At 63.8% G+C, this 13,112-nt stretch carries 10 protein-coding genes and 1 pseudogene; 6 read left to right on the top strand and 5 right to left on the bottom strand.

Annotated elements, in window-relative coordinates; genetic code table 11:
• The first annotated feature begins 85 nt into the window (after nt 1-85).
• On the top strand, nt 86-1,711 hold the full coding sequence (locus tag AC2FML_RS14135; RefSeq protein ID WP_496783672.1) for a GMC family oxidoreductase: 1,626 nt from the start codon (nt 86-88) through the stop codon (nt 1,709-1,711).
• A gap of 34 nt (nt 1,712-1,745) precedes the next feature.
• Nucleotides 1,746-2,711, top strand: a complete 966-nt coding sequence (locus tag AC2FML_RS14130; RefSeq protein WP_496783671.1) for a cation efflux transmembrane domain-containing protein — start codon at nt 1,746-1,748, stop codon at nt 2,709-2,711.
• Here the strand turns inward: AC2FML_RS14130 and AC2FML_RS14125 are convergent.
• The 5 genes and pseudogenes from AC2FML_RS14125 to AC2FML_RS14105 form a co-directional block, all read right to left on the bottom strand.
• Complete coding sequence (locus AC2FML_RS14125; protein WP_170407401.1) at nt 2,705-3,370, bottom strand: D-lyxose/D-mannose family sugar isomerase; 666 nt, start codon at nt 3,368-3,370, stop codon at nt 2,705-2,707. The genes AC2FML_RS14130 and AC2FML_RS14125 overlap by 7 nt on opposite strands.
• Before the next feature lie 18 nt (nt 3,371-3,388).
• Nucleotides 3,389-4,315, bottom strand: coding sequence for a carbohydrate kinase family protein (locus AC2FML_RS14120; RefSeq protein ID WP_170367402.1), 927 nt, complete (start codon nt 4,313-4,315; stop codon nt 3,389-3,391).
• Nucleotides 4,316-4,354: 39 nt separating this feature from the next.
• A complete protein-coding gene (locus tag AC2FML_RS14115) occupies nt 4,355-5,335 on the bottom strand; it encodes a glucokinase (RefSeq protein ID WP_496783746.1) in 981 nt (326 codons plus the stop codon).
• Between the two features lie 48 nt (nt 5,336-5,383).
• Nucleotides 5,384-6,682: pseudogene (locus tag AC2FML_RS14110) on the bottom strand (GH1 family beta-glucosidase); the annotation flags it as partial.
• 2 nt (nt 6,683-6,684) lie between these two features.
• Complete coding sequence (locus AC2FML_RS14105; RefSeq protein ID WP_480634143.1) at nt 6,685-7,716, bottom strand: LacI family DNA-binding transcriptional regulator; 1,032 nt, start codon at nt 7,714-7,716, stop codon at nt 6,685-6,687.
• A gap of 231 nt (nt 7,717-7,947) precedes the next feature.
• Between AC2FML_RS14105 and AC2FML_RS14100 the strand changes: the two genes are divergently transcribed.
• From AC2FML_RS14100 to AC2FML_RS14085, 4 genes are all read left to right on the top strand, one after another.
• A complete protein-coding gene (locus AC2FML_RS14100) occupies nt 7,948-9,216 on the top strand; it encodes an ABC transporter substrate-binding protein (protein ID WP_496783669.1) in 1,269 nt (422 codons plus the stop codon).
• Between the two features lie 63 nt (nt 9,217-9,279).
• On the top strand, nt 9,280-10,287 hold the full coding sequence (locus AC2FML_RS14095) for a carbohydrate ABC transporter permease (RefSeq protein ID WP_170359279.1): 1,008 nt from the start codon (nt 9,280-9,282) through the stop codon (nt 10,285-10,287).
• Between the two features lie 11 nt (nt 10,288-10,298).
• On the top strand, nt 10,299-11,447 hold the full coding sequence (locus AC2FML_RS14090; protein WP_496783668.1) for a carbohydrate ABC transporter permease: 1,149 nt from the start codon (nt 10,299-10,301) through the stop codon (nt 11,445-11,447).
• A gap of 9 nt (nt 11,448-11,456) precedes the next feature.
• Nucleotides 11,457-13,112, top strand: a complete 1,656-nt coding sequence (locus tag AC2FML_RS14085; protein WP_496783667.1) for an alpha-glucosidase — start codon at nt 11,457-11,459, stop codon at nt 13,110-13,112.

Here is a 13,112-nt window from a genome sequence, read left to right as displayed (position 1 = left end):
TGCGACATCTGACCCGTGCATTGCCTGCAACAGCTGCTAAGCTGCGCTCCGCAGGATCAGGAACAATGCACAGAGCAGACCGAGAATGAATTCCGCCACATCTGAAACCGCCCGGCTTGAGGGTGAATACGACTATATCATCATAGGCGCGGGTACCGCGGGCTGCGTGCTGGCCAACCGGCTGACCGAGGACCCCAAGACACGGGTTCTGCTGCTCGAGGCGGGCAAGTCGGACAACTACCACTGGGTCCACATCCCGGTGGGGTATCTGTACTGCATCGGCAATCCGCGCACCGACTGGATGATGAAAACCGCGCCCGAGCCGGGGCTGAACGGGCGGTCGCTGGTCTATCCGCGGGGCAAGGTGCTGGGCGGGTGCAGCTCGGTCAACGGGATGATCTACATGCGCGGGCAGGCGGCCGACTATGACCATTGGCGGCAGCTGGGCAATGCGGGCTGGGGCTGGGACGATGTGCTGCCCTATTTCCTGAAATCCGAAGATCACCACGCCGGCGACAGCGAAATGCACCGGGCCGGCGGCGAGTGGAAGGTTCAGAAACAGCGGCTGAGCTGGGAGATCCTGAAGGCCGTGCAGGACGGCGCGCGCGAGATCGGCATCCAGCCGCGCGCCGATTTCAATGACGGCAACAACGAAGGCTCGGGGTTTTTCGAGGTCAACCAGAAGAACGGCGTGCGTTGGAACACGGCCAAGGGATTTCTGCGCCCGGCGAGGAAACGGCCCAACCTGCGGGTCCTGACCGAGGCCGAGACGCTGGGCCTGATCCTCGAAGGCAAGACCGTGCGTGGCGTGCGCTTTGCCCGTGGCGGCACCGAATACCGGGCCTTGGCCGGGGCCGAGGTTCTGCTGGCGGCGGGGTCGATCAACTCGCCCAAGCTGCTGGAACTGTCGGGGATCGGCGACCCTCAGGTGCTGGCGGCGCAGGGGATCGCGGTTCAGCATGAAAACGCGGGCGTGGGGGCAAACCTGCAGGACCACCTGCAGATCCGAACCGTGTTCAAGGTGCAGAACGCGAAAACTCTGAACACCATGGCCAACAGCCTGTGGGGCAAGGCGCGCATCGCGGCGCAATACGCCCTGACCCGGTCGGGTCCGATGGCGATGGCGCCCAGCCAGTTTGGCATGTTCACCAAATCCGACCCGATGCTGGCCACGCCGGATCTGGAATATCACGTGCAGCCGTTGTCGACCGACCGGCTGGGCGACCCGCTGCATCCGTTCCCCGCGATCACAGTCTCGGTCTGCAATCTGCGGCCCGAAAGCCGGGGGCACTGCCACATCACCACGCCCGATCCGAAGGCCCAGCCCGAGATCAGGTTGAACTACCTCTCGACCGAGCGTGACCGGCAGGTGGCGGTCAAATCCGTGCAGCAGGCCCGGCAGGTGATGGCCGCGCGGGCGCTGGCACCCTACCACCCGCAAGAGGTTCTGCCGGGCCCTGAGATCAACGACCAACAGGGCCTGCTGGATGCGGTGGGCGACATCGCCACCACGATCTTTCACCCGGTCGGCACCTGCCGCATGGGCAGTGACGCCGCCGCGGTGGTCGATCCACGGTTGCGCGTTCGGGGGCTGGAGGGGCTGCGGGTGGTCGATGCCTCGGTCATGCCGAAGATCGTGTCGGGCAATACCGCCTCGCCCGTGATCATGATCGCGGAGATGGCTGCCGACATGATACGCGGACGGGCATGAAAACGGGGCTTGCGCCTTGGCCCGTCGGACATAAATGACCGCCAGCCTCATCAACCGAAAAGCTGAACCGATGCAGGACACATTGATCTTTGAACGCCGGTCGCTGAACGCGGCAAAATGGGCCAGCCTGTTCATGGCGGGCGCCGGGGTTGTGGCCGGGTTGCTGGCAAACTCCGATGCGCTGTTGCTGGACGGGCTGTTTTCGGGGCTCAATTTCGCAACGGCTGTGGTGGCGGGATGGGTCGCCGCCTCGATCCGGCGCGCTCCGGACCAGAACCGCCCCTTTGGATACGAGATCGACGAATCCGTCTTCGTAATGTTCCGCAGCCTGCTGTTGTTCGGGATCATCCTGATGGCAGCCGGTTCGGCGGTGAACCGTCTGCTGGCCTATGCCAAGACGGGCGAAGCCGCGCCGGTGGTTCTGGAATGGATCCTGATCTATGCCGGCTCGATGGCGGCGATCTGTCTGACGCTGTTCGCCTATCACCGCTGGAACTGGCGCCGCACCGGCAAAACCAGCGATCTGCTGCGGGTCGAGTCCCGGGCCGCGATGGTCGACGGGGTGCTGAGCCTTGGGGCCGGGGCGGCGTTTTTCGCGATCAACCTGCTTGAGGGCGGGCCGCTTGCCGGTCTGGTTCCGGTGTCGGATGCGCTGGTGGTGTTGTTGCTGTGCCTGGCGTTGCTGCCGCAGCCCATCAAGGTGTTTCTGGGCGCGCTGCGCGATATCGTGGGTGTGGCGCTGCCGGCCGATGCCCGGGCCGAGATCATTGGGCAGGCCCGCCGGATCTGTGCAGACAGCCCGTTTCAAGTGCTGGACGTGGCAACGGTGCGCAGCGGGCGCGCACTGTTCCATCTTGTCTATCTGAAACCTGTCGAACCGGTGACGATCGAAGCCTTCGAGGCCGTCCGCGACCGGCTGGCCCAGGCCGCAAGCCCGGGCCGGGTTGCGTTGACACTGGCCTCGGACCCGCCCTTTGGTCGGGCCCCGCGCGTTCAGTAGTCGGCAACCAGCAGGAATTCGGGCGCGGTGTCTTCCTCGATCGTGGCAAAGCGCGGGATCGGCTGTTCGAACACGTTGTCGGTGCGGTCGTCATTGACGGTCGAGACCTCGCCGATCAGACAATCGCCCTTTTCCGCCCAGAAGGCGTGCCAGATGCCGGGCATCAGCGTGACGCTTTCGCCCGGTTTCAGGCGCAGAAGTTCGCCCGGCTGGATGGTCACCGGGCAGGCGTCGCTGGGTACGGTGACGGTGGTGTCGCGGTCGATGCTGCCATCGGGTGCCGAGGCGTAGATCTCCATCACCAGATCGCCGCCGCCGCGGTTGATGATGTCCTCGGCCTTGACGATGTGGCGATGCATCGGCGACAGCTGTTTGTCACGCGAAATCAACAACTTCTCGGCATAGAGCATGCCCCGTCCTGCGCTCAGGTCCTTTTCGTCGCCATTGCGCAGGGTGAACAGGAACAGGCCCAGTTCGTCGAACCTGCCCTGGCCGTAATCGGTGATGTCCCAGCCAAGGCTACGGGCGCGGATGCCGGCGGCCTGCGGGCTGCGCATCTGCTCGGGCGTCCAGTCGGCAAAGGGCGGCAGCGCAAAGCCGAACGAATTGATGAAGGCCTGCGCCTCGGCCTTGATGCGGTTGATCTCGGATCGTTTCATATCGGTGCTTTCGATGACTTACAGCTCGTGTGCCCAGGGCGGGTTGGCCCCGGCGCGGGATACGGTGACGGCAGCAACCTTGCCGCCCAGTTCCAGCGCGGCGCGCAGGTCGTCGGGCGAGATCGCACGGAGCGCCTGTTTGGTCAGCAGCCCGGCGCGGTGCAGTTGCGCCAGAACCCCGGCGTTGAACGTGTCGCCCGCGCCCACCGTGTCGACCACCTGAACCGGCGTGACCGGCACTGAAACCGTGCGGCCATCGGCCAAATACCCGGTCGCGCCCTGGCTGCCGCGCGTGACGATCACCACGGCGGGGCCGGCCTGCAGCAGCAGCGGCACCTTTTCTTCCAGCGTTTCAGGGCCGGGGACGATCCAGTCCAGATCTTCGTCCGAGACCTTGACGATGTCGGCCTGCGCGATCATCCGGTTCAGCCGGGTGCGATAGCGGGTCTGGTCCTGGATGAAGCCGGGGCGGATGTTGGGGTCGATCATCACCGCGCGCTCGGCCCCGTGACGGTCCAGCAGGGCGGCATAGGCATCGGCGCAGGGCTCGCAGGCCAGGCTGATGCCGCCGAAATACAGCGCCGAGGTCGCGGTCAGCTGGTCCGGCATGTCCTCGGGGCGCAGCATCCGCCCGGCCGAGTTTTCATCGACGAAGGAATAGGTGGCGTGCCCGTCCTGCAGTTGTACGAAGGCCAACGTGGTCGGACGGTCCGAAAGAACAACTTGCGAGCCATCCACATGACTGTCTTTCAGGGCCTGCGCCAGTTGCTGGCCGAACATGTCGCGCGACAACCCGGTCAGCATTCCGGCAGGCGCACCCAGCCGGCCCAGGGCGATGGCGGTGTTGAACACCGCGCCACCCGAATGCGGCACGAAACCTTGCGCGCCCGAAACCGTCGGTTCCGCGATCATGTCGATCAGGGCCTCGCCACAGCACAGGATCATGTCCCGGCTCCTTCCTTCTGCAAAGATCTGGCGGTGAGTTTACCGCGCGAGCGCATTTTTGCAGAAGTTGTTAGCGCCAACAATGCCAAATTCAGCCTGTTCCGACACATAAACGCCAAAGCCTTGCCGCAGCGCGTCGAACCGGCCGCCGGCGTTGAAGGCCGCCAGGAAGTCGTCGCCGAACAGCCAGCGGTTCTTCTCGGCCACGCCGCCCACAAGGAAGACGCCGCCGGTGGGCATCACGGTGACGGCCATGTCGCCCATCACGGCACCCAGATGGGTGGTGAAGATCTGCGCGGCGCGCATGGCGAGCGGATCGGACCCGTCGCGCGCGGCCTGCAGGATGTCCCTGGCGGGCAGGGCGGGCGTGTCGGGCTGGCCCGCGGCCATGCCCACGGCGCGGTACAGGATCGGCAGGCCCGTGCCGCTGAGGAACATCTCTGCCTCGAGCGTCAGGCTGTCGCCAAAGAAACACTCGGACGCGATCCGGCGGGCGGCTTCGAACACGTCCACCTCGTCGCGGGTGCGGGGCGACAGGCCGACATGGCCGCCCTCGCCCGAGACGGTGTGATAGTGGCCTTCGGAATACAAAAGCGCGCCGACGCCCAGCCCGGTGCCGGGGCCGACCACCAGTCGGGTGCCCTTGGGCGGGGTCGGGTCGCCCTGCAGGGCCTGCACGTCATCGCCGGTGATCTCGGCCACCGACCATGCGGCGGCGGTGAAGTCGTTGATGACAAAGGTATGGTCCGCGCCGGTGGCCGTGGCGATGTCGGCCTCGGACAGATCCAGATTGGCATTGGTCAGACGGATCGTGCCATTGCGCACCGGGCCCGCGCCCGCGGCGACCACGGCGCGCGGCGGCGTTCCGATCTCGGCGCATAGGTCGTGCAGGGCGGCCAGAAACTCGGGCAGGGAGCAGGTCGGCGATTTGCGCAGATCGGTGAGGGTGCCATTGGTGACGACCCCCAGCCGCGTGTTGGTGCCGCCGATATCGGCCACCAGGTTCCAGTGGTCGTGCATCGCGCCCCTGGGCTGCGCCATCGGAACCGAGACCGGATCGCCCTGGGCCAAAGCGGCCTGCATCGCCCGGAACGAGGCCTTGGGGCGGCGTTCCAGCGTGTCGAAATCGACATCGACCAGGCCGAACCGCTTTTCGAATCCCAGCGCCCATTCGTAGTTGTCCAACAACGACCAGATGAAATAGCCCTTGACCCGAACGCCCTGATCCAGCGCGTCCTGCACCGCAGCCAGATGCTGATTCAGATAGTCGATTCGGTCGTCATCCTGCTGCCGCTCGGGGCTGGCCATGCCGTTTTCGGTGACATAGATCGGCAGATCGCCCGTGTAGTCCCGGGCCGTACGGGTCAGAAACCGGGTCAGCGCGCTTGGCTCGATCTCCCACCCCATCTGCGTCTTGGGCAGGGGGCCGGGGATCTCTTGGAGGCTGGGCCAGGGCGTTTCGGCGGGCGCGATCAGCTTGCGGGTATAGTAGTTCAGCCCGCACCAGTCGACCGGCGTGCCGATCGTGTCGAAATCATCCTGCCACCCGTCGGGCAGGTGGGCCTGCAGCCCCTGCAGGACATTCTCGGGGTAGGCCTTGTTGAAAACGCCGCCCAGGAAGAACCGGTTGTAGATGCCGTCGTACAGATCGGCGGCTTCGCGGGCCTCGGGGGTGTCATCGGCAGGTTCGGCCCATTCAAGGTTGAACACCGCGCCCAGGTTCGACATGCCAAGGCCCCGCATCGCCTGAATCGCGCGGCCGTGGGCCAGAAGGACGTGATGCATGGCGCGGGCCGTGGCGCGGATGTCGCGCAGGCCGGGGGCGTGGTGGCCCTCGAAATGGCTCAGCCAACTGACGCACCAGGGCTCGTTGATCGGGGCGACGCTGTACATTCGGTCGCCGATGCGACCCATGATGATCTCGGTGAAATCGGCGAACCAGTCGGCGATGTCGCGGTTGCGCCAGCCGCCCAGATCGGCCAGGGCTGAGGGCAGTTCCCAATGATACAGGGTGGCGCAGGGGCGGATGCCGCGTTCCAGCAGGGCGTCGGCCAACCGGTCATAATAGTCCAGCCCGGCCTGATTCACCGGCCCGCGCCCTTCGGGCAGCACGCGCGCCCAGCTGGTGGAAAAACGATAGCAGTCGAACCCGGCCTCGCGGATCAGGTCGAAATCCTGTTCGTACCGGTGCAGGTGGTCGCAGGCGAGATCGCCGTTTTCGGCGCGCACCACGTTGCCGGGCGTGGCTGCGAAACTGTCCCAATGGGTCGGGCCGGCGCCGCCCTGTGCGTGGCCTTCGATCTGATAGGCAGAGGTTGCGACACCAAAGAGAAAGTCTTTGGGGAAATCAGCGCGGGTGTACTTCATGTTCAGAACCTGTTGGGGGCGGGACCAGTCGAGCCGCCGACTACCAGTTCGGCCTCGAGCAATCTAGTCTTGGCCGGGTCGTGGGGCGCGCGGATGCGCTCGATCAGCATCTCGGCGGCCAGTTCGCCGGCGTGGCGCACCGAAGACCGGGTGGCGGTAAAGATTGGAACGTCCTGCCCGTTCTTCAGATAGGACAGGTCGTCGTCATGTGCGATCACCGACACGTCGCGGCCCATTTTCAGCCCGGCCTCGTCCAGCGCGCGCCGCACCCCGATCGCCGAGATCATCGACGAGGTCAGGATCGCGGTCGGCGGATCGTCCAGCCGCAGCATGTCGCGGGTTTCGTGATGGCCATAGACCTCGGTCATTTCGGCGCTGCGCATCAGGGCCGGGTCGGGCAACAGGCCGGCCTGTTTCAGCGCCTCGAGATACCCGTCGCGGCGCCTTTGGGCAAAATCCATGTCTTCCAGACCGTTGATCAACGCGATCCGCCGGTGGCCCAGGTCGATCAGAAACCGGGTGGCCCGCAGGAACGAGCTTTTGTTGTTCACGTCGATCCAGTCATAGGGCACGCTCACGCCGGTCGACCGGCCATGCACGATGAACGGCACCTGCATGCGGGTCAAAACCTCGATCCGCGGCTCGTTCACCTTCGGGCCCTGCAGCACCACGCCGTCGACCGCACCGCGTTGGAACAGGCTGCGATAGGCGTCTTCGATCGAGGTGTCGTCGGCATTGGTGAACATCATGTCGTAGCCGTGCTCGGCATATTTCTTGACCGCGCCGGCGACGAAATCGCCGAAGATCGGGTTTACCATCTCGTGGCGCGACGAGCTGGGGATCACGTGGCCGATCACCATCGAACGACCCGTCGCCAGCCCCTTGGCGCGCGCGTTCGGCCGATAGCCATGTTTGGCCGCCGCCGCCTGAACCCGCATGCGGGTCTCTTCATTCACCTCTGGGTAACCGTTCAGCGCGCGGCTGACCGTCGTCTGCGACAGACCCAGGATCTGAGAGAGCTGTTTGAGGTTCATAGCGGTTTCAAAACGCTTTCAATGCTTGTGTGCGCCCTGTTGTGTGGGGATTTGCGGCTTGCGTCAAGTTGTTTTGCCATTCTTTGCTATATGTCAAGAAAACATGGACACGGACGGCCCATGTCAAAATCTAGCCATTGACAGGGCCAACATGTTAGCGGATAACGGCCGCATTCAAAGCGCTTTGAAAACTGAGTCTCACACGCGCGGATACAGTTGGGAGGAAAATCAATGAAACACTCGCTTTTGGCAGGTGCGGCCACGTTTGCCCTGATGGCGGGCGCGGCCCGGGCCGAAAAGGTCACCGTGTTCGGCCCGTGGCTTGGCCCGGACCAGGAGAATGTCGAAAAGGTGCTGGACGGCTTTGCCGCGGCCACCGGTCATGAATATGCCTATGTCGGGTCGGACAGCTTCGAGCAGCAGATCCGCATCGACGCCGAGGCCGGGTCGGCCCCGAACATCGCCGTGTTCCCCCAGCCGGGTCTTGCAGCCGATATGGCCAAGGCCGGGTTTCTGACACCGCTTGCTGACGGGACCGCCGACTGGATCCGGGACAACTATGCCGCGGGCCAGTCTTGGGTCGATCTGGGCACCTATGCCGGCCCGGACGGTCAGGACCACCTGTACGGCTTCTTCTACAAGGTCGATGTGAAATCGCTGGTCTGGTACGTGCCCGAGAACTTTGAGGACGCGGGATATGAAGTTCCGACCACGATGGAAGAGCTCAAGGCCCTGACCGACCAGATCGTCGCCGATGGCGGCACGCCCTGGTGCATCGGTCTGGGGTCGGGTGGCGCAACCGGCTGGCCTGCGACCGACTGGGTCGAGGATATGATGCTGCGCACCCAATCCCCCGAGGATTATGACGCGTGGGTTGCCAACGAGCTGAAGTTCAACGATCCCAAGGTCGTGGCCGCGATCGAGGAATTCGGCGCATTCGCCCGCAATGACGACTATGTCGCCGGCGGGGCCGGTGCGGTTGCAACCACGGATTTCCGCGACAGCCCCAAAGGCATGTTCAGCTCGCCGCCGCAGTGCTACATGCACCGTCAGGCCTCGTTCATCCCGGCCTTCTTCCCCGAAGGCACGGTCGTGGGTGAAGATGCCGATTTCTTCTACTTCCCGGCTTATGAAAGCAAGGATCTGGGCAGTCCGGTACTGGGCGCTGGCACCCTGTGGGCGATCACCAATGACAGCCCCGCAGCGCATGACCTGATCGCCTATCTGCAGACCCCCGAGGCGCATGAGACCTGGATGGCGCTCAGCGGCTTTTTGACCCCGCACAAGGGTGTCGATACCTCGGCCTTCTCGGATCCGACCCTGAAGAAGATGAACGACATTCTTCTGGGTGCGACCACCTTCCGTTTTGACGGGTCTGACCTGATGCCGGGCGCGGTTGGCGCAGGCACGTTCTGGACGGGCATGGTCGACTATGCCGGTGGCAAACCCGCGCAAGACGTGGCGGACGAGATCCAGGCGTCTTGGGACGCGATCCAATAAAGCCATGAAACCGGGCAATCCGACCTCAGGGTTGCCCGACCCATTGTCGCCAGGGAGGGTGACATGCATCCCGCATTGCAAGGTCTGCTGACGATCGCCATCGGCGTATCCGGCTGTGTTGGTTACTTCTACTTGTCCAACCAGTTTCTGGACAAGATTCTGTTCCCGCCGCGCGGCCCGAACGCCGGACGCAACATCAATCGGGCGAACATGGTCCGGCCATGGTTGTTTCTTTTGCCCGCTCTGGTCGCGCTGGGGCTGTACCTGGCCTATCCTGTGGTGGAAACGCTGCGCCTGTCCCTGACCGACCGGGTGCCTGGCGGCGGATACGAGTGGGTGGGTCTGGACAACTACGCCCAGATGATGGGAGAGCCCAAATTCTGGGAAGCGATGCGTAACAACATGCTGTGGCTGATTGTGGTCCCGGCGCTGTCGACAGCATTTGGCCTGTTGGTCGCCCAGCTGACCGACCGCATCCGATGGGGCAATGTCGCCAAATCTCTGATCTTCATGCCGATGGCGATCTCGTTCGTGGGCGCATCGGTGATCTGGAAGCTTGTCTATGACACCCGTCCGGTCGAGCAGGACCAGATCGGCATGCTGAATGCCCTGTACATCTTCTTTGGCGGAACCGACCCGCAGACCTGGCTGACGATCCCGTTCTGGAACAATTTCTTCCTGATGATCGTGCTGGTCTGGATTCAGACGGGCTTTGCCATGGTGATCCTGTCGGCGGCCCTGCGCGGCATTCCCGAAGAAACGGTCGAGGCCGCCATTCTGGATGGCGCCAGCCCGTTCCAGATCTTCTTCAAGATCAAGGTGCCGCAGATCAAGACGACGATTCTGGTGGTGTGGACCACGATCACCATCGTCGTGCTGAAGGTGTTCGACATCGTTTTCGCCATGACCAACGGCCAGTGGGAGACACAGGTCTTGGCCAACTACATGTTCGACAAGCTGTTCCGCGCCAATGACTGGGGCGTGGGTTCGGCCTCGGCCATGGTCATCATGCTGCTGGTGACGCCGATCCTTGTCTGGAACGTGCGCAACGCGCGCAAGGAAATGGAATAGGAGGGCGCGTCATGAGTGAGATCGCAGGAACCCGCCCGGCGCTCAGATGGGCCGTACATGCCTCGGTTCTGTTTCTGGTGGTGCTGTGGGTGGTGCCCACGCTGGGCCTGTTCATATCGTCCTTCCGCACGGCGGACCAGATCGCGACCAGCGGCTGGTGGCGGGCGATATTCCCCTCCGAGCAGAACCTGACGCTGCGCAGCGCCGCGCCCGACACCCAGGTGCAGGATAACGGCTTGTATGTGATCGAGGGCAACCTGTTCGACGCCGGAACCAAAGCGCGCATCTCGAAATGGGGCATCAGCTCGCGCGAGATCGATGCGTTTGAGCCGGGCCAGACCGCCGAACTGCGCAAGGGCGGCACGATCACCGTTCAGGCCAATGGCGACTACCGGATGGAGAACACCGAGGAATTCACCGGCAGCCGTGGGTCGCGCGTCTTCGTGACCGCCGAGTTGCCGCCCGAGTTCACGCTGGACAACTACCACAAGGTCCTGCTGGCCGAGGACAGCACTGACAGCATGGCCAAGGCGTTCTTCAACACGTTGACAGTCACGATTCCGGCCACGATCATTCCGATCCTGGTGGCGGCTTTCGCGGCCTATGCGCTGGCCTGGATGGATTTCCCGGGCCGTGCGCTGTTGATCGCCGCGGTGGTCGGTCTGCTGGTGGTTCCCTTGCAGTTGGCGCTGATCCCGCTGCTGAAATTCCACCTGAACATAGGCATCGGCAAAGGGTATCTGGGCGTCTGGCTGGCCCATACCGGCTTTGGCATGCCGCTGGCGATCTATCTTCTGCGCAACTACATGGCCGGGCTGCCCCGCGACCTGATCGAGAATGCGCGGGTCGATGGCGCCACCGAATTTCAAATCTTCACCAAGCTGATCCTGCCGCTGAGCTTTCCGGCGCTGGCCTCGTTCGCCATCTTCCAGTTCCTGTGGACATGGAACGACCTGCTGGTGGCCAAGGTGTTCCTGATCGACGCATCCGGCGAGACTACCGTGATGACCAACAGTATCGTCGAGCTTCTGGGCACCCGTGGCGGCAACTGGGAAATCCTGGCCACGGCCGCATTCGTGTCGATCGCGGTGCCGCTGGTCGTCTTCTTTGCAATGCAGAAATACCTGGTCCGCGGATTGCTGGCCGGTTCAGTCAAATAAGGGCGTGTGATGAACGTGCAGAACAACGTGGACCTCAAGCACTCAACCAAGACGGCGTCCGACTGGTGGCGCGGCGGCGTGATCTATCAGATCTACCCGCGCAGCTTTCAGGACAGCAACGGCGACGGCATCGGAGACCTGCGGGGCATTACCCAGCGGCTGGATTACATCGCTGGTCTGGGGGTTGATGCGATCTGGATCTCGCCCTTCTTCAAGTCGCCGATGAAGGATTTCGGGTACGATGTCAGCGACTATCGCGCCATCGATCCGATGTTCGGCACGATGGAGGATTTCCAGACGTTGCTGGACCGCGCCCATGGTCTGGGTCTGCGGGTGATGATCGACCTAGTTCTGTCGCATACCTCGGACCAGCATCCGTGGTTCGTCGAAAGCCGCAGCAACCGCGAAAACCCCAAGGCCGACTGGTATGTCTGGGCCGACCCCAAGCCTGACGGGACCCCGCCCAACAACTGGCTGTCGATCTTCGGCGGCTCGGCCTGGCAGTGGGATACGCGCCGGCAGCAGTATTACCTGCACAACTTCCTGACCTCGCAGCCGGACCTGAATTTCCACAACCCCGATGTGCAGGACGCGCTGCTGGACGTGGCGCGGTTCTGGCTGGACATGGGCGTTGACGGGTTCCGACTGGACACGATCAACTTCTACTTCCACGACGCGCAACTGCGCGACAACCCGGCGCTGCTGCTGGATCAGCGCAACGCAACCATCGCGCCGATGGTCAACCCCTACAACCATCAGGACCACCTGTATTCCAAGAGCCAGCCCGAAAACATCGCCTTCCTGGAACGGCTGCGCGCCCTGACCGATCAATATGACGGTCGCGCCTGTCTGGGCGAGGTGGGCGACGCACAGCGCGGGCTTGAGATCATGGGCGAATACACCCGTGGCGACAAGCGTATGCACATGTGCTATGCCTTTGAATTTCTGGAAAAACGCCGCCTGACGGCAGAATACACCAAGCATGTGTTCGACCAGCTCCTGTCCAAGGCCGGCGACGCCTGGCCGTGCTGGGCGTTCTCCAACCACGACGTGCAGCGCCACGCCTCGCGCTGGGATCTGGATGAGGCCGGCATCCGGCAGCACGCGGTTCTGATGATGTGCCTGCGCGGCTCGGCCTGCCTGTATCAGGGCGAAGAGCTGGGCTTGCCCGAGGCCGACGTGCCCTTTGAGCACCTGCAGGACCCCTATGGCATCGAGTTCTGGCCTGAATACAAGGGCCGCGACGGCTGCCGCACGCCCATGGTCTGGGCTGCGCAGGACGAACAGTCGGGCTTTACCACCGGTGCGCCCTGGCTGCCCGTCAGCACCGCGCAGGCCGAGCGCGCCGTGGACCGGATGGACGCCGACCCGCAGTCGGTGCTGAACCACTATCGCCGTGCCATCGCTTTGCGCCATGAATATCCGGCGCTGATGGCGGGCACCCAGTCCGACATGCGCGAAACCGGCCCGATCCTCAGCTTCCTGCGTGAGGATGACACCCAGCAGGTGTTCTGTGCCTTCAACCTGGGCGATGGCGCCGCGGAAATCGACCTGCCCGAAGGCAACTGGCGCTGCATCGGTCAGGATCTGGGCGCAGTCGAGGCGCAGGGCCGCGCCACGCTGGCGCCCTCGCAATTCTGCCTGATGGTCCGAGAGAAAGGGTAA

Source organism: Ruegeria sp. BHSC029 (assembly GCF_059613085.1).
Note: the sequence above shows the minus strand (reverse complement) of the source record. Positions and strands in the feature narration are given on the sequence as shown.